The organism is Agromyces sp. MMS24-JH15, assembly GCF_043518605.1.
GTDB lineage: Bacteria > Actinomycetota > Actinomycetes > Actinomycetales > Microbacteriaceae > Agromyces.
This window is the reverse complement of sequence record NZ_CP171358.1, coordinates 1850859-1871025: the sequence shown is the minus strand read 5'-3', so window position 1 is coordinate 1871025 and position 20167 is coordinate 1850859. Positions and strand designations below refer to the sequence as shown.

The following is a 20167-nucleotide window of genomic DNA, read 5'->3' as shown; positions in this document are numbered from 1 at the left end:
GCGGGGCGAACTCGTCGGTCGCATGACCGGCATCGGCGCGGCTACGCGATCGCGAACGCCCGCGCCAGCTCCTGGATCCTTCGCGCCCGAGCGAGGCGCGGCGGATCGCTGCCGTCCCGGACCGCACCTCCGGCCTCGTCGAAGTCCAGGAGGAACTCCCGGGCCCAGCTCAGGTCCGACGCCGACGGACCGAACGCCTCGTTCACGACCGGAGCCTGCTCGGCGAACAGGCAGAGCTTTCCGGTCATGCCGAGCGACACCGCCACGGCCGCCTGCTCGCGAAGCGGCACGTGACCCGGCGCGACCGTCGGACCGTCGATCGGCCCGGGCAGTCCCCCGATCCGACTGGCGACGACGAGCTTCGAGCGCGGATAGGCCATCGCCAGGTCATCGGTGCTCGTTCCGGTGTCGCGACGATAGTCGCCGCTGCCGAACGCGAGCCGGTGCGCTCCGCGTGCTCGCGCGATGGCGACGGACTCCTCGATGCCGAGTGCGGACTCGATGAGCGCGACGACGGGCACGCGACCGCCGAGCGCCTCGAAGGTCTCGGTGACCGCGGTCGCGGACTCCACCTTCGCCAGGACGACGCCCTGCAGCCCCGGCACGCCGCGCAGCCCGTCCACGTCCGCGGCCCAGAAATCGCTCGCCCGGTCGTTGATGCGGACCCAGGCGCTGCCTGCTCCGCTCAGCCAGGCGATGACGCCGGCGCGCGCGGAATCCTTCCTCATCGGGTCGATCGCGTCCTCGATGTCGAGGATGACCCGGTCGGTCGCCGACCCCGTCGCATCCTCGAAGCGCGTGGTCTCGCGCGCCGACACCAGCAGCCACGATCTCGCCAGTTCGCTGCTGACCCGCTGCGCGAGGTGACTTCGCACCATCGACTCCTTCATCGTCCTCACCCGAACCGCGCCGGCACGCTCGACGTCCTATGCGTGCGCGGGGCCGTACGGCGCGACGATCATCGCGGTGAGGTCCATCGCGTCGCTCATCCCGAGGCCCGCGCCGAACATCCGGTTGCGGGCCTCGACCGCGGACCCCTCGATCTCGTAGACCGTGGCGTACCGGAAGGGGGCTGCGCCGCCCGGCTCCTCGGCGAGGCGCAGTCGGTGCGCCGCGACGAAGCCGGGCAGCTCGAGGACCTCGGGGACGTGCGTCTCCCAGTACCACTCGCGGAACTCGTCGTCCCGGCCCTCGACCGGGTTGACGAGCGCGAGGAGCGCCTCGCGGGCCATCAGGCGGCCACCCGCTCGCTCGTGGACGCCAACGCGCCGTCGTAGTCGGGCGTGGCGGTCAGTCCGTCGAGGATCTCGTGGAGTCCGGCCCGGCCGCCCGGGTTGAGCAGGAACTTGCGCGGCTTGCCGGCGACGTTCGCGCCGTAGTAGTGGCTGTGCTCGGCCGAGAAGATCGAGCGCGGTGCGAGGGTCTCGATCATGGTCATCCAGGATTCCTCGTGCTCGGCGGTCGGCTCGAACCGGTCGAAGCCGTGCGCGCGCGCGTGGATCAGCGTGTCGGCGATCCAGTCGATCTGGTCCTGCGAGTAGCGCGGGTAGTTGCCGCCGCCGGCGCCGTGCGGGCCGCCGGGGAAGAAGAAGTTGGGCAGCCGGTGGGCCGCGAAGCCGCCGAAGTCGCTCGGCCCCTCCTCCCAGTCGGTCGACAGGTCGAGGCCGTCGCGGCCCGTGATGCCCATGCGCGTGAGCGCGCCGGTGCCGAAGTCGAAGCCGGTCGCGTAGACGATGATGTCGTAGTCGCGGTGGCCCTCGGTGGTCTCGATGCCGGTCTCGTCGATCCGCACGAACGGCGTCTCCTTGAGCGAGACGAGCGAGACGTTCGGCTTGTTGAACGACTCGTAGTAGTCGGCGATGAACGGCGGGCGCTTCGCACCGAAGAGGTGGTCGGTCGGGATGAGGCGCTCAGCGGTGGCCGGGTCCTGCACGATCGAGCGGACCTTGTTCGCGAGGAACTCGCAGAACTCGAGGTTCGCCTCGCGGTTGGTCGTCATGTCCCAGTAGTTCGACGTGAGCTTGCCGAAGCCGGGCGCCTTCCAGATCTCCTCGTAGAAGGCCTGGCGCTGCTCGGGGCTGTCGTCGGTCGAGAACCTGCCGGCCGACGGGTGCATGAATCCGGTCGGGTTGGTGCGAGCGGTGAGGGTCTGCGCGATCTGCTCGAAGTTGTCGCTCAGCCACTGGCGCTTCTCGTCGGTGAGGGGCGCGTTGTTGAGCGGCGTGGTCCAGGTGGCGGTGCGCTGGTAGAGGTCGACCTGGGCGGCGATCTCCGAGATGACGGGCAGCATCTGGGCGCCCGACGGGCCGTTGCCGATGATCGCGACGCGCTTGCCGGCGAAGTCGAGCGGCTCGTGCGGCCAGGCGCCGGTGTGGTGGCCCTCGCCGCGGAAGTCCTCGAGGCCCTCGACCTCGGGGTAGTGCGGGACGGACAGGCCGCCGGTCGCCGAGATGACCCAGCGCGCGAGGATCGTCTCGCCCGCCTCGGTCGTGATCTCCCAGCGGTTCGCATCGTCGTCCCAGTTCGCTCGCACGACGCGCTGGCCGGTGCGGATGTGGCGACGCAGGTCGAAGCGGTCGACGACGTGGTTGAGGTAGCGCTCGATCTCGGGCTGGGTCGCGAACTCCTCCTCCCACTTCCACTCCGTGAAGAGCTCCTTCGAGAAGAGGTACCCGTAGGTGTAGCTCTCCGAGTCGAATCGCGCCGCCGGGTAGCGGTTCCAGTACCAGACGCCGCCGACGCCGTCGCCGGCCTCCAGCGTCTGCGCGGTGAATCCCGCCTCGAGCGCGCGATGGAGGGCGTAGATGCCCACCACGCCCGCACCGATCACCAGTACTTCGACGTCGACCCCGTTGTCCGACCTGTTCGCCATGCGTCCCTGCTCCAGCTCTGTGATCCGGCCGTTCGGCCATCATCGGATATATAAGCACATCTGCTGAATTCAGGCAAGCGATCTTCGCCAGCATGAATATGGATGCCACGGCGCGCGGTTGCCGTTTCTGAGCGCATGTGATGAAATCCAAGGACATCCAGTTCAAGGGAGAATGATGAACGAACGCGCTGACCTCCGATTCGACGGACGGGTCGTCGTCGTCACCGGCGCCGGCCGCGGACTCGGCCGGGCGCACGCACTGCTCCTCGCCGAGCGCGGCGCGAAGGTCGTCGTGAACGACTTCGGCGGCTCGAAGGAGGGCGTCGGTGCCGACACCGGCCCCGCGAACGACGTCGTGGCCGAGATCGTCGCTGCGGGCGGCGAGGCGATCGCCGACACGAGCGACATCGGCGTCGAGGCGAACTGCCACGCCCTGGTCGACACCGCCGTCCGCGAGTTCGGCCGCATCGACGTGGTCGTGAACAACGCGGGCATCTCCCGCTGGGCGACCTTCCCGGAGGCAGACGCCGACAACCTCGAGCGCACGCTCGACGTGCACCTGCGGGGCACCTGGCACACGACCCGTGCGGCATGGCCGCACTTCGAGGCGCAGGGCTACGGCCGCGTCATCACGACGGTCTCGACTGGCATGCTGGGCCTGGCCGACAACCTCGCCTACGCGACCGCCAAGGGCGCGCTCATCGGCTTCACCCGGAGTCTCGCCGTGGCCGCCGAGCCCAAGGGCATCCGCGTCAACGCGATCGCCCCGAACGCCGTGACCCGGCCGAGCGAGTCGGCGACGAAGCCGAACATCGTGACCGCGACCCCGCCGAACCCGGCGCTGCTTCAGGCCATGGAGACCGGGCTGGTCTCGCCGATGGTCGCGCTGCTCGCGCACGAGGACTGCCCGGTGAACGGCGAGATCCTCGTCGCGGGCGCGAAGCGGTTCTCGCGGTGGTTCCTCGGCATCACGCCGGGCTGGCTGTCCGACGGCTCGCCGACGATCGAGGAGGTCGCCGGACACTGGGACGAGATCAACGACCAGGACGGGTACTACGTGCCCGCGAGCCTCAACGACTGGGCGTCGCAGTTCATGTCCCACCTCGGGCGCTGATCGCGGAGTCCCGGGAGACGCGAAGGGGGGCGTGCGGTGATCCGCACGCCCCCCTTCGACGTCCGATCGGCGCTGCCCGATCGGATCGACCCGATCCGGGTCAGTCGGGGACGGCGACCCGCGGATCGCCCGCGACGATCGGCGCCGTGAGGCCGGCGCTGAGGTAGGCGACGAGGTCGGCGATGAGCACGTCGATCTTCACGGTCCGCACGCCCTTCGACTGCCCGGCCTGGTAGCGCGCGAGCGTGTGCACCGCGCTCGTGAGCGTGACCCACCAGCGCTCGTCGAGCACCGCCTCGGGGATCTCCGGGACGAGCCGCGGGAGCAGGGCGCGGAGCGTGATGACGGATGCCCCGGTGTGCACGCCCGTGCCCAGCCCCTCGTAGCCGCCCTCCTCGGTGATGTAGAGCGAGAGGAACGCGAGGTAGTGGTTGTCCGGCTGGATGTGGATCGCGAGCGGCCGCACGAACGCGTCGACCACGTCCGAGACGCCCGGCACCACGCCGCCCGCCATGAGGCCCGCGACCAGGTCGGTGCGGACCACCTCGCTCTGGCCGCCGCGCGACTCCATGATCGCGCGCACGACCGCGTCGCGGTCGCCGAAGTGGTACTGGACCGCCGCATGGTTGCGCTGGCCGGCCTCGACGCCGATATCCCTGAGCGGCACGGCTGAAATCCCGTGCTCGGCGAACAGCCGCTCTGCGGCCATCAGGATGCGCTGGCGGGTCGCCTCTCCCCGCACGTTCCCGCGCTCACCGGAGGGCTTCCGGCCGGACGGACGAGTGGGGCGCTCCGACAGGGATTGAGACATGGTTAGGAATCTAGCGCGATCCTGATCCCGAGGGGAGCCATCTCGGTGCCTGCCGGGTACACCGTGCCGAACAGCGGCACCGCGGCCGCGGCGAGCTCGGTCCGCACGTCGGCCCAGACCAGCTCGCCGCCGGCCGCCGCGGGCGACGCCGGGCCGAGCGCGACCACCGCGAGGAGGTCGTCCGGGTCATCCGCCCGATGGGTGGCGAGCACGCCGCCCTCCGGGCCGACGACGACCTCGGGATCGGCGATCAGGATGTCCATCAGGCCGTGGTGGGCGGAGAAACGCACCGAACCCGCGAAGGAGAGCCGCCAGTCGGCGCCCTCCTGCGCCGCGTGGCGCAGGGGGAACGAGAACACGCCCCCGTCGCCCTCGACGGCGCCGCCGCCGACCTCGTACGTGCCGCGCGCGATGACGGTGACGTAGCGGATGAGCGAGTCGCGGACGGCCCACTGGAGGGCCGGGCCGACGACCTCCGGCGCGACCGACTCGGCGGGCGCTTCGGGCGCGGGCGCCTCGGGCGCGTCGACTCCGGCGGTGCTCATCAGTCGACCGGGGCCGTGTGCTCGGCGGGGAATCCGCGCATGCCGGGCTCGAGCTCGAGGCCGAGGTTCCGGAACGCCATGCAGTGCATGTCGTAGGTGCCGACCGTGAACACGAAGTCGATGAGCTGCTGCCGGTCGAGCTGCGCCGCGACTTGGGCCCACGTGGCATCCGAGACGAGCTTGTCGCCCGTGACCATCTCGTCGATCGAGCGCACGATCGCGGCATCCTCCGGCGACCAGGACGCGGCGTCCGGGCCCTCCGAGAGCGCGGCGACCTCGGCCTCGGTGAGCGCGCCGCTCGCGGTGCTCATCCAGACGTGCTGGGCCCACTCGTACTCGCCGTAGCCGAGCCAGGTGGTCCGCAGGATCGCGATCTCGCGGAGGCGGTCCGACAGGGTCGAGTGGCGCAGGTGGTTCGAGAACGGCATCCAGCCGCGGATGAAGTCCGGGTGCCAGGCGTAGATGCCGAGGATGTTCGCCTTCGGCCGCTGGGGGACGGCATCCGGGGCGGCGTCGGCACCGCCCGGCGCGTGCGCGCGGAGCGCGGCGAACGCGTCGTCGACGTCGGGCGTCCACTCCTCGGTGGGGCGCGGGGGGATGCGGGGCTCGGTGGTCTGCAGGGTGTCGGTCATGGAAGTGGCTCCGTTCAGCCGATGAAGGATCCGCCGTTGACGCTGATCGTCTGGCCGGTCACGTAGGAGGTGTCGTCGGAGGCGAGGTAGGAGACGGCGCCCGCGATGTCGGCGCCGGTGCCCATCCGCCCGACGGGGATGAACTTCGCCATGTCCTCGGCCGACGGGATCTTGCCGGCCGCTCGCTTCTTCTCGACGCTCGGGGTGTCGATCGAGGACGGGACCACCGTGTTCACGGTGATGCCCTGGCGCGCGAACTCGACCGCGAGCGCCTTGGCGAGCGCGAGCTGGCCGCCCTTGGAGGCCGCGTAGTGCGCCATGCGCGGCGCGCCGCGCTGGGCGCTCGACGACGAGATGAGGATGACCCGGCCCCAGCCGGCCTCGACGAGGTCGGGCAGGCACGACTGCACGGTGTTGAACGTGCCCGTCAGGTTGGTGCCGATGGTGGTGTTCCACTCGTCGAGCGTCATGTCGAGGAACGACTGCTGCGGCGCGACGGCGGCGTTCGCGACGACGACCGAGACGGGCCCGAGGTCGGCGCGGATGGCCTCGACGGCGGCGTCGACCTGCTCGCGGTCGGCGACGTCGGCGTCGTAGCCAGCGGCCGTGCCACCGGCGGCGACGATGTCGGCTGCGGCGGCCGCGGCGGTCCCCGGGGTCCGGCCGATGAGGGCGACCGCGAATCCGTCGCGCGCGAGTCGCTCGGCGATCGAGTTCCCGATGCCCGCGGCGGCGCCGGTCACGACCGCGACCCTCCGCTGCGGCTCGGCGGTGCCGTCCGGTGCTGCGACCGTTGCCTCGGCGATCGTCATGGCGTGTTCCTCTCCGTCGAAGACCCGGCATCGCACACCGGCTCACCGATGAGGGGCGTGCACGATATCCGGAAGTGCTTTGTTCAACCGAACGCGTGTTCCGTTGAACTACCGGAATAGGATCGCTTCTGACCCGACGGTTGTCAAGCCGACGACGCGGGATCCGGATACGAGCGAATGGCGGTCGATGGGCATGGCGATGGACGCGGGCGAGACGGCGAACGGCGAGGCGGCGCGCCGCCGGCAGCCGCTGGCGCGCGGCATCGAACTGCTCACGTACATGGTCGAGAGCCCGAAGGACTCGCACGGCGTGCGCGAACTCGCCGGCCGGATGGACGTGAGCCCGAGCACCGCGCACCGCCTGATCACCGACCTCGAGAAGCTCGGCCTCGTGCGCCGCGCCGAGAACGGCACCTCCTACCGCCTGGGCCTCGAGTTCCTGCGGCTCGCCTGGCTGACCACCGATCGCTACCCGTCGCAGGAACTGGCCCTCGGCGTCCTCGAGGAACTCGTCGCCCGGACGGGCGAATCGGCGTTCTCCTCGCTCTGCGACGAGCAGCGGCGCCAGATGATGTTCACCTCGACGGTCGACTCGCCGCATCCGCTGCGGTACACGGTCCCGTTGCAGCAGTGGATGCCCCTCCACGGCGGTGCGAGCGGCCTCGCGATCCTCGCCTACCTCCCCGAGGCGGTCCAGCAGGAGGTCGCGCGCGGCCCGCTCGCGAAGCTCACGCCGAGCACGATCACCGACCCTGAGCAGCTCCTCGAGCGGCTCCGCGAGATCCGTCGAGACGGCTACGCCATCACCCGCAGCGAGCGCATCTCGGGCGCCGTCGCGATCGCCGCTCCGGTCTTCGGCCTCGCGTCGGGCAGCGTCGCCGGGGCGGCGGGCATCACGATCCCCGAGTCGCGCTTCGACGAGGCGAAGGCGGAGTCGTTGGCCGTCCTGGTCAGGGAGGCCGCCGCGCAGATCACCGCCAACATCGGCGGACAGCAACTGGACGGCTGAGACCGCCAGCGCGTCACCACCCCACACACCTCACACCGCGCCGCGCCGCGCCGCGCCGCGCCGCGCCGCGCCGCGCCGCCCGATCATCGCCGCGCGGACGCGAATCGTCGGAATGGGTCGAGCGAAGCGACCATTCGCGTCCGCGCGTTGATTCCGGGTGCGCGGTCCGAGCGTGCGAACGGCAGCCCCTGAGGCGATGCCCCCTGAGCCGGTCCGGTTGACATCGACGACCCGCCCGGTGATACTCGTGTTGCGTAATAGCGATCTTCCGTTCGCTTGAACGAGACATTCCGAACCCCGACAGTGAAGTTGAGGACCACCATGAGCGACACCGACGTCACCGGACGCGTCGTCATCGTCGGGGCATCCCTTGCCGGGACCCGCACCGCGCAGCACCTCCGGACGCTCGGCCACACCGGCCCGATCGCGCTCGTGGGCGCGGAGGCCGAACTCCCCTACGACCGTCCGCCCCTGTCCAAGGACCTCCTGAAGTCCGACTGGGCGGACGAGACCGTCGAGAGCTTCCGCCTCGCCACCAGGGGCGAGCTCGACGAGGCCGGGATCGACCTCCGACTCGGCATCCCCGCCGTCGGCCTCGACGTCGCCGCGAAGGCCGTCCTGCTCGACAGCGGCGAGCGCCTCGCGTACGACACCCTCGTGATCGCCACGGGCGCCGCAGCCCGGCCCTCCCCCTGGCGACCCGCCTCCGGCGTGCTCCAGTTGCGCACCCTCGCCGACGCCCGCGCGATCGCCGAGCGGCTCGCGCTCGGCGAGCCGGTCGTCGTCGTCGGCGGCGGCTTCATCGGCACCGAGATCGCCGCGGCCGCGATCGGATTCGGATGCCGGGTCACCGTCGTCGACCCGGTCGCCGAGCCCATGGCCCGCCTGGTCGGTCCCGAACTCGCCGCGAGCCTCGTCGACCTCCACCGCGCCAACGGCGTCGAGGCCCGCTTCGGCGTCGGCGTCGCCGACATCCGCGGCGAAGCCGGCGCCCTCACCGTCGTGCTCGACGACGGCACCGAACTCTCGACCTCGACGGCGATCGTCGGCATCGGGTCGATCCCGTCGACCGACTGGCTCGCGGGCTCGGGCCTCCAGCTCGAGAACGGCGTCGTCACCGACGCCGGCCTGCGCGCGATCGGCGCCGAGGGCGTGTTCGCGATCGGCGACGTCGCACGCTGGCCGCACCCCGGTCGCGGCCTGCACCGTGCCGAGCACTGGACGAACGCGAGCGACCAGGCCCGCTTCGTCGCCGCGGCGATCGCCCAGGGCGCCGACGCCGAGTTCGTCTCGACCGACTACGTCTGGAGCGACCAGTACGACTGGAAGATCCACACGGTCGGCCACCGCGACCCGGCGGGCACGTCCGTCGTCGTCGGCGACCTCGCCGCGGACGGCCGCGTCGCCGTCGTCCACGCGGACGCCTCCGGCACGCCGTGCGGCGCCGTGACGGTCAACTGGGTGCGCGCACTCAACCAGATCCGCCGCCTGCTGGCGTCCGGCGCCACGGTCGATTCGATCACCGAGCAGCTCGAGCAGCTCGGGTCGTCCGCGCCGCGCGCGGCCGCCTGATCCGACGCATCCGGAGAGGGAGAGGAACGAACCCATGGTCTACGTGGTCACCGAAGCCTGCGTCGACGTGCAGGACAAGAGCTGCATGCAGGAATGCCCCGCCGACTGCATCTTCGAGGGCGGGCGGATGACGTACATCAACCCGGATCTCTGCATCGACTGCGGCGCGTGCGTGGCCGCGTGCCCGGTCGAGGCGATCTTCTACGACGCCGAGCTCCCGGCCGACCAGGAGCAGTACATCGAACTGAACGAGCGGTTCTTCGCCGAGGTCGAGACGCCCAAGGGCGGGCGCAAGGCCGGGAAGATCTTCTTCGACGTCGACCTGATCGCGGGCCTCGCCCCGCGCGAGGAGGCCTGAACATGTCCGTCACCCGCATCGCCGTCATCGGCTCCGGTCCGTCCGGCGCCTACACCGCGCAGCTGCTCACCGAGGAGTCGGAGTCGCCCGTCGAGGTCGACGTCTTCGACAAGCTCCCGACCCCGTTCGGCCTGGTCCGGTACGGCGTCGCCCCCGACCACCCCCGCGTGAAGTCGATCACGACGTCGTTCGCCGAGGTGTTCGAGGAGACCCCGGGCGTCCGGTTCCTCGGCAACGTGCACATCGGCACCGACCTCACGATCGAGGAGCTCCGCGCACGGTACGACGCCGTCGTGTTCGCGCACGGCGCGCCGCTCGACCGCCGGCTCGGCATCCCCGGCGAAGACCTCGGCGGCGTGAACGCGGTCCGCGAGTTCGTGTCCTGGTACCAGGGCCACCCCGACCAGGCGGTCGACGCGTTCGTCCTCGACGGGCGCCGCGCGGTCGTCATCGGCGTCGGCAACGTCGCACTCGACGCGGCGCGGATGCTCGTCCGCACGCCCGAGGCGCTCCGGCTCACCGACATCCCCGAGCACGTCGTCGAGTCCTTCGCCGGCAGCACGATCGACGAGGTCGTCGTCATCGGCCGCCGCGGCCCCGCCTACGCGAAGTTCACGAACAAGGAGTTCATCGAACTCCTCGAGGTCGAGTCGACCGACGTGATCATCGACCCCGCCGACCTCGAGCTCGACGCCGAGCAGCAGGCCGTCCTCGCCGCCGACCCCGCGGCGCGGCGCCTCGTCGCGACCTTCCAGAAGGCCGCCGAGCGCGGCTCGCTCGGACGGGACAAGACCATCCGGTTCCTCTTCGACCGCACGCCCGCCGAGTTCCTCGGCGACGCCGACGGCGCCGTCACCGGCATCCGGCTCGTGCAGACCAGCGACCCGACCGTGAGCGAAACCCTCGAGGTCGACCTCGCGCTCCGCTCGGTCGGCTACCTCGGCAAGCCGCTCGACGGCCTGCCCTTCGACGAGCGCACCGGCACGATCCCCCACCTCGACTCGCGCGTCGTCGACGGCGACGAGGTCGTCGAGGGCGTCTACGTGGCCGGCTGGGTCAAGCGCGGCCCGAACGGCGTCGTCGGCACGAACCGCAAGTGCGCGCTCGAGACGGTCACCTCGCTCCTCGCCGACCTCGGCGAGCGCGACGGCGCCTCGACCGCCGCGAGCGCCGACGAGGTCGACGACCTGCTCCGCTCGCGCGGGGTCCAGGTCGTGGATTGGAACGCGTGGCGCGCGATCGAGGACGCCGAGATCGCGACGGGTGCGGCGGTGGACCGCGAGCGCATCAAGCTGCACGTCCGCGAGGACATGCTGCAGGTCGCAGCGGATGCCCCGGAGCCGCTGGGTTCCCCGGAGCCCGAGCTCGCCGGGGCCTCGGCCCATGCCTAGCTCCACGCTCGACACGCTCGGCGCCGTCCGCGAAGCGGTCGGCGCCGTCGTCGATCCCGAGCTCCGTCGCTCGCTCGGCGAGCTCGAGATGATCCGCGAGGTCGTCGTCGACGACGGCGTCGCCTCGATCGGGGTGCTGCTCACGATCGTCGGCTGCCCGATGGCGCAGCGCATCGAGCGCGACGTCCGGGAGGCGGCCGCCGCCGTGCCCGGCATCCGCGAGGCCCACGTCGAGCTCGGCGTCATGACCGACGAGCAGCGCGCCGCGCTCACCGCGCGCCTGCGCGGCAGCCGCCCGAAGGCGACCTCGCCGTTCACGGCCGACTCGCTGACCCGGGTCATCGCCGTGACGAGCGGCAAGGGCGGCGTCGGCAAGTCCAGCGTCACGGCGAACCTCGCCGTCTCGCTCGCCGCGCGCGGACTTCGCGTCGGACTCGTCGACGCGGACGTGCACGGATTCTCCATCCCGGGCCTGCTCGGACTGCTCGACGCCGACGGGCGGGCCGTGCGCCCGACCCGGGTCGACGACCTCGTCCTGCCCCCGATCGCGCACGGCGTCAAGGTCGTCTCGATCGGCATGTTCCTGCGCCCCGGCGCCGAGGACGCCGCCGTGTCGTGGCGCGGCCCGATGCTGCACCGCACGCTCGAGCAGTTCCTCAACGACGTCTTCTTCGGCGACCTGGACGTGCTCCTCATCGACATGCCGCCCGGAACCGGCGACGTCGCGATCTCGGTCGGCCAGCTGCTCCCGCACGCCGAGGTACTCGTCGTGACGACGCCCCAGCGCGCCGCAGCCGAGGTCGCGGTCCGAAGCGGACTGCTCGCGCGCCAGCTCGGCCAGCGCATCGCCGGCGTCGTCGAGACGATGTCGCCCTCGGTGCTGCCCGACGGCAGCCCGTTCGAGCCGTTCGGCTCGGGCGGCGGCACGGCCGTCGCCGACCGCCTGACCGCCCTCGGCGATGCAGTCCCCGCACTCGGCGGCGTCCCGTTCAGCACCGCGCTGCGCTCGGGCGGCGACGACGGCATCCCCGTGGTCGTCGGGAACCCCGCCGACCCCGCCGCGCAGGCCATCGCCGCGCTCGCGGAGTCCCTGGCCGTGCGTCCCCGCACCCTCGCGGGCGTGAAGCTCCCCCTCGCCGTCGCCTGACGCGGTCAGCGGGGCGTCCGTGCGCGGGACATCGATCCGCCGGGGCATCCGTGCGCCCGGACGATCCCCGTGCCCGCACGCCGCCACGCACGCGACGAGGGCCGGATCCCCAGGATCCGGCCCTCGTCTTCCTGCTGCGCAGCGTGTCCCCGTGTCTGCGCAGAGCTCAGTGCGCGAGCGCGACCGCCGGCGTGCCGACCACGCCGTCCTCGACGAGCCGGTCGACCTCGTCGCGCGAGAACCCGAGCTCGCCGGCCAGCAGCTCGATCGTGTCGGCCCCGAGCGCGGGCGGGTAGGTCGGCTCGACCTCGTCGGTGTCGACGAACCGGATCGGCGTCGCGACGTTCTCGAACGCGGCGTGCCCGTTCCGCACGGTCACGAGCGACCCGTCGTCCGCCTCGCGCGCGTCCTGGAGCGCCTCGAGCACGTTCTTCACGGGCGCAACGGGCACGGAGGCGGCGGTGAGGAGTTCGACCCACTCGGCCGCCGGTCGCTCGGCGACGCGGGCCTCGAGGATCTCCCACAGCTCGGCCTTGTTCCGCAGGCGAGCGGCGGCGTCGACGAACCGGTCGTCGACGACGAGCTCGGGCACGCCGAGCACGTCGCAGAGGTCCTCCCACATGCGGGGCGTGTTCGCGGTCACGACGAACTCGCGGCCGTCGCCGCCGCGGAACGAGCGGTACGTCGCGATCGAGTCGTGCGCAGCGCCCTGCGGGCCGGGTGCGGCGTCGTTCACCGAGGCGTACACCGCCTGGTACGAGAGCATCGCGAGCTGCCCGCGCAGCATCGACACGTCGACGACCCGGCCGCTGCCGGTGCCCTCGCGCGCGCTCAGCGCGGCGAGGATGCCGATGACGGCATACAGGCCGGCCACCACGTCGCCCGCGGGGATCCCGAGTCGTGCGGCCGGCGCGCCGGGGTGCCCGTTCAGGCTCATCGTGCCGCCGAGCGCCTGCACGACCATGTCGTACGCGGGCCGGTCGCGCCACGGTCCCTCCTGCCCGAACCCGCTGATCGAGGCCCAGACGAGCGACGGATGCCCCGCCTGGACGGCGACCGGGTCGAGGCCGAGTCGCGCGGCGACGCCGGGCCGGAAGTTCTCGATCACGACGTCCGCGCCCGCGATGAGCCGCTTCGCGACCTCGAGGCCGCGCGGCGACTTCAGGTCGATCGCGATCGAGCGCTTGTTCCGGTTGTTCGCGAGGAAGTACGCGCTGTCGCCGTCGACCTCGGGGCCCGCGATCGCACGGCTCGAGTCGCCCTGGAGCGCCTCGACCTTGATCACGTCGGCACCGAGGTCGCCGAGCAGCTGCGTCGCCGAGGGCCCCGAGAGGAACGTCGTCAGGTCGACGACGCGGACCCCGTCGAGCGGCGGCCGGTGCGCGGCGCTCATGCGGCCTCGAAGAGGTGGACCGTGCACGCGCCGTGGTCCAGGCCCGCGGTGCCGCCGCCGGTCACGTGCGTCATCGCCCACCGGGCATCCTCGACCTGGCGGTCGCCCGCCGTGCCGGTGAGCTGCCAGAACGCCTCGGCGATCTGCGCGACGCCGCTCGCCCCGACCGGGTGCCCCTTCGCGAGGAGCCCGCCCGACGGGTTGACGACGACGTCGCCGCCGAAGGTCGTGCGCCCGTCGCGGATCAGGTCGATCCCGCGGCCGGGAGCCGCGAGGCCGAACGCCTCGTAGTAGACGAGCTCGGCGATCGAGAACGCGTCGTGGAGCTCGATGAGGTCGAGGTCCTCCGGTCCGATCCCGGCCGCCTCGTACGCGTCGTGTGCGGAGTGCGCGCTGATCGCCGGACGGGTCATGTCGCGGAAGCCCTCCGCGACCTCGCCCGAGTGCAGCACCGACGCCGCGACGCGCATGCTCGCGCCGGCGCCGATCCGGGCCTTGGCCCGCTCCGAGGCGAGCACGACGACGGCCGCGCCGTCACCGGTCGGGCAGCACATCAGCAGGGTCAGCGGGTCCGCGACCGGGCGGGCCGCGAGCACCTCCTCGACGGTGACCTCCGAGCGGAACTGCGCGAAGGGGTTGAGCGCGCCGTGCTTGCGCGCCTTGACGCTCACGAGCGCGAGGTCCTCGGGCGTGGCATCCGTCTCGTGCAGGTAGCGCGTGGCCCGCATGGCGTAGACGGCGGGCATGACGATGCCCTGCTTCACCTCGCGGTCCTCGGGCGAGAGCGGCAGCGTGCCGCCGCCGAACTGGGTGAGCTTCTCGACGCCGATCACGACGGCGACGTCGATGAGGCCCTGCGAGATCGCCTCCCACGCCTCGTGCACGGCGGTCGCGCCGCCCGAGCACGCGTTGTCCACGTTGACGGTCGGGACCGTGCCGAGGCCGATCTCCTTGCAGATCCGCTGGCCCGTCATCATGCCGCCGTAGGAGTGGCCGACGTAGACGGCGTCGACGTCGGACTTGCGGATCCCGGCGCTGCGCAGCGCGTCGATGAGCGGCGGCACCGCGAGCCCGACGTACGACGACGAGCGGTGCTTGCCGAACGGCACCATGGCCGCGGAGATCACGTGGACGTTCTCGGTCATGCTCGGTCCTCGGGTTCGGTGCCGGCGGCGGATGCCTCGGTCTCGGTGGATGCCTCGGCGTCGGTGGATGCCTCGGCGTCGTCGTCCGTCGCGGGCGCGAAGTACCACGCGTCGCCGTCGACGCCGAGCTCGACCCGGATCCCCGGGACGAGCGGCGCGGTCTCGCGCAGGTCGGCGAGGGTCCGCACGTCGCCGTCGAAGTCGACATAGCCGAGCGCGCGCACGCCGTCGCCGCCGACGTGCAGGCGCGTGAAGGTGTACAGGACGCCCGTCGTCGGCAGCGCGACGCGCGAGACCTCCGTGCCCACGCACCCGCTGCAGACGATGCGCCCGCCGATCATGGTGCGCCCGCACGCGTCGCAACGGGTCCCGACCAGGCGCGGGCCCTCGGGGAACTCGCCGAGCAGGCCGTCGGACTCGAGGTCCGGGTTCGGTCGCGACACCGCGACCTCGGTGCTCGCAGCGGCCGTCGTCGTCGCGATGCTCATTCGCCTGCTCCCTGTGCTGCGAGGGCGCGCGCGATGGACCGCGTCGGGCAGACCTCGATCGCCTGCCGGATGCTGTCCTCCGGGTCGCCGTGCTCGTCGATCACGATCGCGACGCTGATGTCGTCGAGGTCGAAGGTGTTCGGGGCGTAGAACGTGCACTGCCCCGACCCCATGCAGCGGTCGCGGTCGATGGTGAGGTGCTCGCCCATCACGCCTCCGCCGGGGTGTACCGCAGGTACAGGTTGGTGTGGCCGCGGAACTTGTAGCTGCGGATCAGGTTCCACTCGCGTGCGTCGGCGGTGCCGTGGTGCCACTCGTCGATGGTGATCGCAGTGGTGCGCTCGAGGATCCGCTGGATCGAGAAGACCGCCTCGGCGCGTGCGAGCGGCGCGCCCGGGCAGGTGTGGATGCCGCGGCCGAAGGCCAGGTGCTGGCGCGCGTTCGGGCGCTCGGCGTCGAACTCGGCCGGGTTCTCGAAGACGCGGGCGTCGCGTCCGGATGCCCCGTGCAGGAGCATCACGACCGTGCCGGGCGCGAGCTCGAGCCCGCCGAGCTCGGTCGGCCGCTTCACGAGCCGGAACGAGCCCTTGATCGGCGCCTCGATGCGCAGGGTCTCCTCGATGAACTTCGGAATGAGCGAGAAGTCCTGGCGCAGGCGCTCCTGGAGCTTGGCGTCCTCGGCGATCCGCTGGAGCGTGATGCCCATGAGCTGGACCGTGGTCTCCTGGCCGGCCGCGAAGAGGTTCGACGCGATGCGGGCGACCTCGATCGGCTCGGGCAGCGTGCCGTCGGGAAAGGTCGCGAGCGCCATGCCCGTGAGGACGTCGTCCTGCGGGTCGGCGCGGCGCTCCTCGATCCGCGCGACGAAGTACTCGTAGAGGCGCTCGAGCGAGCTGTGGTGGTTGGCCTGGAGCTCGAGGTTGCCGAGCGTCGGGCCGGGCTCGGACGCGAGCAGGTCGAGCAGCATCGGGTGGTCCTCGACGGGCACGCCGAGGAGGTCCGCGACGGCGAGGACGGTGTAGCCCTTGCAGTAGTCCCAGATGTAGTCGGCCTTGCCCCGAGGGATGATCTCGTCGAGGAACCGGTCCGCGGTGTCCTTCAGGAACTGCTCGTTCTCCTTGAGGCGCTTCGGCGTGATGAGGCCCATCAGGATCGAGCGGTGGTCGGCGTGCATCGGCGGGTCGAACGTGACGATCTGGTCGTTCTGCGGGAAGAACGAGCGGTGCTGCTCGAGCAGCTCGCTGATGTCGTCGCCGACGACCTCGAACGGGAGGTCGACGACCGGGCCGCCGGTGCGGTTGATCGAGGAGTAGACGTCCGGCTGGTGGTAGACCTGCAGGGCCTCCTCGTAGCCGGTGACGATGACGACGCCGTACTTCGGCTCACGGAAGACCGGGTGGTTCGCGAGCATGTGGTCGAAGTAGGGCTCCGCCTTCGCGGCGACGTCGGGGTCGGTGAAGAAGTCGACGTCGGTGGGGGTGATTTCGACGGTGGTCATCCGTGGTCTCTTTCTCTGCGTGTCACCGGGTCGGTCGGCCGGGGCCGGATCGTCGGTCGGGACGTGCGGGTGGTTCTGCGGGTCCGGCGGGCGGGCGGTCGCCCGCCCGCCGGATCCGTGGCTCGCTGGGGTCAGCGGCTCACTGGAAGCGGGCCGGAGCGCCATCCAGGAGGACGGTCTTGGACTCGAGGTACGGGCCCAGGCCCTGGATGCCGCCCTCGCGGCCGACGCCGGACTGCTTGAAGCCGCCGAAGCCCATGCGGGTGTCGGTCTTGAAGCCGTTGTGGCCGACTGTGCCCGAGCGGAGGCGACGCGCGACCTGGTAGGCGCGCTCGTTGTCGTCCGTGAAGACGGCGTTGTTCAGGCCGTACACCGTGTCGTTGGCGAGCTCGATGGCGTGCTCTTCGTTCTCGGCCGGAATGACCGAGAGCACGGGCCCGAACAGCTCCTCCTGCGCGATCGTCGAGCGGTTGTCGACGTTCGCGAAGATCGTCGGCTCGATGAACCAGCCGCGCTCGAGGTGAGCCGGTCGGTGACCGCCGGTCACGAGGCGCGCGCCTTCGGCGATGCCCTTCTGGATGTAGTCGAGCACGCTCGCCTGCTGCTTGGCCAGCGCGACCGGGCCGAGCTGGGTCGCCGGGTCGAACGGGTCGCCGACGACGACCTGGCCGAACGTGGACGCGAGGGCGTCGACCATCGCGTCGTGGCGCTCGCCCTTGGTGACGATGACGCGGGTCAGCGACATGCAGACCTGGCCGCTGATCGAGCACTCCTGCTGTGCGATCGCGGCGGCGGCCTTGGCGATGTCGCCGTCGTCGAGGATGACGGCGGCGGACTTGCCACCGAGCTCGAGCGTGTAGCGGCCGAGGCGCGCCCCGGCGACCGAGGCGATCTGGCGGCCCACGTGGCTCGATCCGGTGAACGCGATCTTGTCGACGCGCGGGTCGCGCACGAGCTGCTCGCTGACGTTCCGGTGTCCGTTGACGACGTTCAGCACGCCGGCGGGCAGGCCGATCTCCTCGGCGATCTCGGCGAGGATGAGCAGCTCGCCGGGAGCCTCCGGCGGCGCCTTGAGCACGACGGTGCAGCCGGCCAGGAGCGCCGGGGCGATCTTGTAGGCCGCGAGCGACAGCGGGGTGTTCCACGGCACGATCGCGCCGACGACGCCGATGGGCTCCTTGACGACCGCTCCGAAGGCCGCGAACTCGGGGTTGTCGACGCTGACCCAGTCGTACGTGTCGGCCAGGTCGGCGTAGTACTCGAACAGCGCCGGCACGCGGGCGATCGAGTGCTTCGCCATGAGGAAGGTGGCACCGGTCTGGCGGGTCCAGAAGCTCGCAGCCTCCTCGGATCGCGCACGCAGGCCGGCGGCGAGCTTGCGCAGCCACACGGCGCGCTCACTCGGCTCGAGGAACGGCCACGGGGAGCGGTCGAACGCCTCGCGGGCGGCGGCGATCGCCGCGTCCATGTCGGCGGGGGTCGTCTCGGCGATGTGGTAGAAGACCTCTTCGGTCGCGGAGTCGATGATGCCGTGCGTGCCGGTGCCGGCGGGCTTGACCCACCTTCCGTTGATGAACAGCTTGTCGGGGTGCCGCAGGGTGGTCGCGGTGTCGCGGACTGTGAGTACGTCGGTCACGTAACTCTCCTCACTTCGTTGTGGTTTCGGGGCGCTGGGCCCCGGAGGGGGTTGGGGGTCAGGCCGCCTGGCGGGACAGGACGCCGCGAAGCGTCCAGCTGAGGCGGTCCGGCTCGAGGCCGGCGAGCTGGAGCGAGTTCATGCCGTAGTCCACCGACACGTGCGAACCCGAGACGTAGCTCGCGAGGTCGCTGCCGAGGAACGCGAGGACCTTGGCCATGTCGACCGACTCGGCGAGGCGGCCGGCGGGGCCGACCTCGGCCTCGACCTTGTCCTGGCCGCCCTTCATCTCGGCGAACTCGGAGAGCATGCCGGAGACCGTCATGGCCGGCAGCACGGCGTTGACGCGGATCTTGCGCAGGTCGGCGAACGGGGACACCCGCTCGGCGACGAACAGGTTGAGCAGGCGCTTGGACAGGATGTATCCGAGCGAGCCGGGGATCGAGCCGAACTCGGCCTCGTACTCGGTGGCGATGCGGACGAGGTCGTCCCAGTCGCCGCCGCGGACGAACGGCTCGAGCTCCTCGCGGACCGCCGGGCTCTCCCAGCGCAGGCCGCCGTTCGAGGTCACGAACGAGATCGAGCCGCCGGCTGCGACGCGCTCGACGAGGTACGTGTCGGTCACGTACTTGTTCGAGATGAAGTTGACCGTGATGGTCTCGAGGAACGTGTTGTGCACGCCCGAGATGCCGGCGATGCCGAAGAAGGCGTCGATGCGCTCGGGGATCTCGGCGAACGCGGCGTCGATCGAAGCCTGCTCGCCCAGGTTGGCGATGATCGACTTCGTCACCCCCGCCACCGGTGCCTCCACGCGGTCGAGCGCGTACACGTCGGCGCCGAGGTCGACGAGCATCTCGGTGAGCGCGCGCCCCATGCCCGATGCCGCGCCGGTCACGACGACCGTCTTGCCGGCGTAGCCGAAGTAGTCCGTCACTGATGACTCCCTTGTCTCAGGTTGTGTTCCGCTTTGCGGAACAGGTGATCTATCCAACGAAACGTTGCGGACTACTATCTCAAGTGAGGCATCCGGTGTCAACCGGAGCTCCGGACCCGCGTCGATTCGCAGTTTCAAGACAGGGTGCTTGATTCCAAGTTTCGGGGCGCGCGCAGCGCGCACGGAAGCGACGAAGGCTCACCATTCGCGAGACGTTCTCCCTGATGGAACGGGGATTCCGTGGAACCGAACATTGCGCGGCCTCCCGGCCAGGCGCCGCCGCGCCCGCCCCCGCGCGCCCCACGCCCGACGATCATCGCGCGCCGGAGACGACGAACGCGGGCCCGGAGCCCGAAGGCTCCGGACCCGCGTCCGGTGGTCAGCGCTACGCGCGCGGCAGCTGCGCGACGAACTCGGCGTCGTGCTCGACCTTGCCGGTCTTGCGTCCGCCCTTGGAGATGTCGATCCCCTCGAAGAACTGCTCGTTGATCTGGATGAACATCTCGTCATCGCCCTCGAGCTCGTCGTCGTACCGGATCGCCTGCGTCGGGCAGGCCGGCTCGCAGGCACCGCAGTTGATGCACAGGTCCTGGTTGATGTACATCATCCGCTCGCCCTCGAACAGGCAGTCCGCCGGGCACACCTGGATGCAGCTGCGGTCCTTCACGTCGACGCAGGCCTGCGTCACCACGAATGCCATTTGATTTCTCCTCACATCATCGTGATTCCCGCCGTCTGGACTCATCGCACTCGACGTGGGTACACTAGGCGGCACTTCTAAGCGTTAGATCTCAAATCTAACACCGGATG

General features: G+C 71.2%; 21 protein-coding genes. 6 read left to right on the top strand and 15 right to left on the bottom strand.

The features are described from left to right. Positions 1 to 41: 41 nt before the first annotated feature. The 3 genes from ACDF64_RS08480 to ACDF64_RS08470 are packed head-to-tail and all read right to left on the bottom strand — an operon-like array spanning position 42 to position 2872. Entirely contained in the window at positions 42 to 878 is an 837-nt protein-coding gene (locus ACDF64_RS08480; RefSeq protein WP_394555088.1) for an HpcH/HpaI aldolase/citrate lyase family protein, read from the bottom strand. A 48-nt stretch (positions 879 to 926) separates the two neighbouring features. Next, positions 927 to 1232: a hypothetical protein gene (locus ACDF64_RS08475; protein WP_394554823.1), complete on the bottom strand. Its 306-nt coding sequence runs from the start codon at positions 1230 to 1232 to the stop codon at positions 927 to 929. Then, the gene (locus tag ACDF64_RS08470) at positions 1232 to 2872 is read right to left on the bottom strand and encodes a flavin-containing monooxygenase (protein WP_394554822.1); all 1641 of its coding nucleotides are present in this window, start codon (positions 2870 to 2872) and stop codon (positions 1232 to 1234) included. Before ACDF64_RS08470 ends, ACDF64_RS08475 begins: the two co-directional genes overlap by 1 nt. Positions 2873 to 3047: 175 nt before the next feature. Here ACDF64_RS08470 and ACDF64_RS08465 point away from each other — a divergent pair, with 175 nt between their 5' ends. Then, entirely contained in the window at positions 3048 to 3986 is a 939-nt protein-coding gene (locus ACDF64_RS08465) for an SDR family NAD(P)-dependent oxidoreductase (RefSeq protein WP_394554820.1), read from the top strand. Positions 3987 to 4086: 100 nt separating this feature from the next. Here ACDF64_RS08465 and ACDF64_RS08460 read toward each other — a convergent pair whose 3' ends face one another. The 4 genes from ACDF64_RS08460 to ACDF64_RS08445 form a co-directional block, all read right to left on the bottom strand. After that, a complete protein-coding gene (locus tag ACDF64_RS08460; protein WP_394554819.1) occupies positions 4087 to 4695 on the bottom strand; it encodes a TetR/AcrR family transcriptional regulator in 609 nt (202 codons plus the stop codon). Positions 4696 to 4799: 104 nt separating this feature from the next. Beyond that, complete coding sequence (locus ACDF64_RS08455) at positions 4800 to 5342, bottom strand: HtaA domain-containing protein (protein ID WP_394554818.1); 543 nt, start codon at positions 5340 to 5342, stop codon at positions 4800 to 4802. Next, entirely contained in the window at positions 5342 to 5974 is a 633-nt protein-coding gene (locus ACDF64_RS08450; RefSeq protein ID WP_394554817.1) for a carboxymuconolactone decarboxylase family protein, read from the bottom strand. Before ACDF64_RS08450 ends, ACDF64_RS08455 begins: the two co-directional genes overlap by 1 nt. Positions 5975 to 5988: 14 nt before the next feature. After that, on the bottom strand, positions 5989 to 6786 hold the full coding sequence (locus ACDF64_RS08445; protein WP_394554815.1) for an SDR family oxidoreductase: 798 nt from the start codon (positions 6784 to 6786) through the stop codon (positions 5989 to 5991). Between the two features lie 187 nt (positions 6787 to 6973). Here ACDF64_RS08445 and ACDF64_RS08440 point away from each other — a divergent pair, with 187 nt between their 5' ends. The 5 genes from ACDF64_RS08440 to ACDF64_RS08420 all read left to right on the top strand — a co-directional run bounded on the left by ACDF64_RS08440 (position 6974) and on the right by ACDF64_RS08420 (position 12263). Continuing rightward, on the top strand, positions 6974 to 7795 hold the full coding sequence (locus tag ACDF64_RS08440) for an IclR family transcriptional regulator (RefSeq protein ID WP_394554814.1): 822 nt from the start codon (positions 6974 to 6976) through the stop codon (positions 7793 to 7795). A gap of 321 nt (positions 7796 to 8116) precedes the next feature. Then, complete coding sequence (locus ACDF64_RS08435; protein ID WP_394554812.1) at positions 8117 to 9367, top strand: NAD(P)/FAD-dependent oxidoreductase; 1251 nt, start codon at positions 8117 to 8119, stop codon at positions 9365 to 9367. Positions 9368 to 9401: 34 nt separating this feature from the next. Then, positions 9402 to 9725, top strand: a complete 324-nt coding sequence (gene fdxA, locus ACDF64_RS08430; protein WP_394554811.1) for a ferredoxin — start codon at positions 9402 to 9404, stop codon at positions 9723 to 9725. 2 nt (positions 9726 to 9727) lie between these two features. Next, positions 9728 to 11116 (top strand): FAD-dependent oxidoreductase, encoded by a 1389-nt coding sequence (locus ACDF64_RS08425; protein WP_394554810.1) that lies wholly within the window; start codon positions 9728 to 9730, stop codon positions 11114 to 11116. Further along, on the top strand, positions 11109 to 12263 hold the full coding sequence (locus ACDF64_RS08420; protein WP_394554808.1) for an Mrp/NBP35 family ATP-binding protein: 1155 nt from the start codon (positions 11109 to 11111) through the stop codon (positions 12261 to 12263). The genes ACDF64_RS08425 and ACDF64_RS08420 overlap by 8 nt, the downstream gene beginning before the upstream one ends. A 166-nt stretch (positions 12264 to 12429) precedes the next feature. Here ACDF64_RS08420 and ACDF64_RS08415 read toward each other — a convergent pair whose 3' ends face one another. The 8 genes from ACDF64_RS08415 to fdxA (ACDF64_RS08380) form a co-directional block, all read right to left on the bottom strand. After that, on the bottom strand, positions 12430 to 13656 hold the full coding sequence (locus ACDF64_RS08415; RefSeq protein WP_394554807.1) for a CaiB/BaiF CoA transferase family protein: 1227 nt from the start codon (positions 13654 to 13656) through the stop codon (positions 12430 to 12432). Continuing rightward, positions 13653 to 14801, bottom strand: a complete 1149-nt coding sequence (locus ACDF64_RS08410; protein ID WP_394554806.1) for a thiolase family protein — start codon at positions 14799 to 14801, stop codon at positions 13653 to 13655. The genes ACDF64_RS08415 and ACDF64_RS08410 overlap by 4 nt, the downstream gene beginning before the upstream one ends. Then, on the bottom strand, positions 14798 to 15289 hold the full coding sequence (locus ACDF64_RS08405; RefSeq protein WP_394554804.1) for a Zn-ribbon domain-containing OB-fold protein: 492 nt from the start codon (positions 15287 to 15289) through the stop codon (positions 14798 to 14800). The genes ACDF64_RS08410 and ACDF64_RS08405 overlap by 4 nt, the downstream gene beginning before the upstream one ends. After that, positions 15286 to 15498 (bottom strand): ferredoxin, encoded by a 213-nt coding sequence (locus ACDF64_RS08400; protein ID WP_394554803.1) that lies wholly within the window; start codon positions 15496 to 15498, stop codon positions 15286 to 15288. The genes ACDF64_RS08405 and ACDF64_RS08400 overlap by 4 nt, the downstream gene beginning before the upstream one ends. Continuing rightward, a complete protein-coding gene (locus ACDF64_RS08395; RefSeq protein WP_394554801.1) occupies positions 15498 to 16787 on the bottom strand; it encodes a cytochrome P450 in 1290 nt (429 codons plus the stop codon). Before ACDF64_RS08395 ends, ACDF64_RS08400 begins: the two co-directional genes overlap by 1 nt. A gap of 139 nt (positions 16788 to 16926) precedes the next feature. Further along, the gene (locus ACDF64_RS08390; protein WP_394554800.1) at positions 16927 to 18423 is read right to left on the bottom strand and encodes an aldehyde dehydrogenase; all 1497 of its coding nucleotides are present in this window, start codon (positions 18421 to 18423) and stop codon (positions 16927 to 16929) included. A gap of 58 nt (positions 18424 to 18481) precedes the next feature. Further along, the gene (locus ACDF64_RS08385; RefSeq protein ID WP_394554799.1) at positions 18482 to 19357 is read right to left on the bottom strand and encodes an SDR family oxidoreductase; all 876 of its coding nucleotides are present in this window, start codon (positions 19355 to 19357) and stop codon (positions 18482 to 18484) included. A 385-nt stretch (positions 19358 to 19742) separates the two neighbouring features. After that, entirely contained in the window at positions 19743 to 20057 is a 315-nt protein-coding gene (fdxA, locus tag ACDF64_RS08380) for a ferredoxin (RefSeq protein ID WP_394554798.1), read from the bottom strand. Positions 20058 to 20167: the final 110 nt, after the last annotated feature.

Bases quoted from the DNA above. Each gene is read 5' to 3' on its own strand.
- ACDF64_RS08425 (WP_394554810.1), top strand. From the start codon at position 9,728: ATGTCCGTCACCCGCATCGCCGTCATCGGCTCCGGTCCGTCCGGCGCC.
- ACDF64_RS08405 (WP_394554804.1), bottom strand. From the start codon at position 15,289: ATGAGCATCGCGACGACGACGGCCGCTGCGAGCACCGAGGTCGCGGTG.
- ACDF64_RS08420 (WP_394554808.1), top strand. From the start codon at position 11,109: ATGCCTAGCTCCACGCTCGACACGCTCGGCGCCGTCCGCGAAGCGGTC.
- ACDF64_RS08435 (WP_394554812.1), top strand. From the start codon at position 8,117: ATGAGCGACACCGACGTCACCGGACGCGTCGTCATCGTCGGGGCATCC.
- fdxA (WP_394554798.1), bottom strand. From the start codon at position 20,057: ATGGCATTCGTGGTGACGCAGGCCTGCGTCGACGTGAAGGACCGCAGC.
- ACDF64_RS08445 (WP_394554815.1), bottom strand. From the start codon at position 6,786: ATGACGATCGCCGAGGCAACGGTCGCAGCACCGGACGGCACCGCCGAG.
- ACDF64_RS08400 (WP_394554803.1), bottom strand. From the start codon at position 15,498: ATGGGCGAGCACCTCACCATCGACCGCGACCGCTGCATGGGGTCGGGG.
- ACDF64_RS08470 (WP_394554822.1), bottom strand. From the start codon at position 2,872: ATGGCGAACAGGTCGGACAACGGGGTCGACGTCGAAGTACTGGTGATC.
- ACDF64_RS08415 (WP_394554807.1), bottom strand. From the start codon at position 13,656: ATGAGCGCCGCGCACCGGCCGCCGCTCGACGGGGTCCGCGTCGTCGAC.
- ACDF64_RS08440 (WP_394554814.1), top strand. From the start codon at position 6,974: ATGGGCATGGCGATGGACGCGGGCGAGACGGCGAACGGCGAGGCGGCG.
- ACDF64_RS08450 (WP_394554817.1), bottom strand. From the start codon at position 5,974: ATGACCGACACCCTGCAGACCACCGAGCCCCGCATCCCCCCGCGCCCC.
- ACDF64_RS08475 (WP_394554823.1), bottom strand. From the start codon at position 1,232: ATGGCCCGCGAGGCGCTCCTCGCGCTCGTCAACCCGGTCGAGGGCCGG.
- ACDF64_RS08395 (WP_394554801.1), bottom strand. From the start codon at position 16,787: ATGACCACCGTCGAAATCACCCCCACCGACGTCGACTTCTTCACCGAC.
- ACDF64_RS08480 (WP_394555088.1), bottom strand. From the start codon at position 878: ATGGTGCGAAGTCACCTCGCGCAGCGGGTCAGCAGCGAACTGGCGAGA.
- ACDF64_RS08460 (WP_394554819.1), bottom strand. From the start codon at position 4,695: ATGGCCGCAGAGCGGCTGTTCGCCGAGCACGGGATTTCAGCCGTGCCG.
- ACDF64_RS08455 (WP_394554818.1), bottom strand. From the start codon at position 5,342: ATGAGCACCGCCGGAGTCGACGCGCCCGAGGCGCCCGCGCCCGAAGCG.
- ACDF64_RS08410 (WP_394554806.1), bottom strand. From the start codon at position 14,801: ATGACCGAGAACGTCCACGTGATCTCCGCGGCCATGGTGCCGTTCGGC.
- fdxA (WP_394554811.1), top strand. From the start codon at position 9,402: ATGGTCTACGTGGTCACCGAAGCCTGCGTCGACGTGCAGGACAAGAGC.
- ACDF64_RS08465 (WP_394554820.1), top strand. From the start codon at position 3,048: ATGAACGAACGCGCTGACCTCCGATTCGACGGACGGGTCGTCGTCGTC.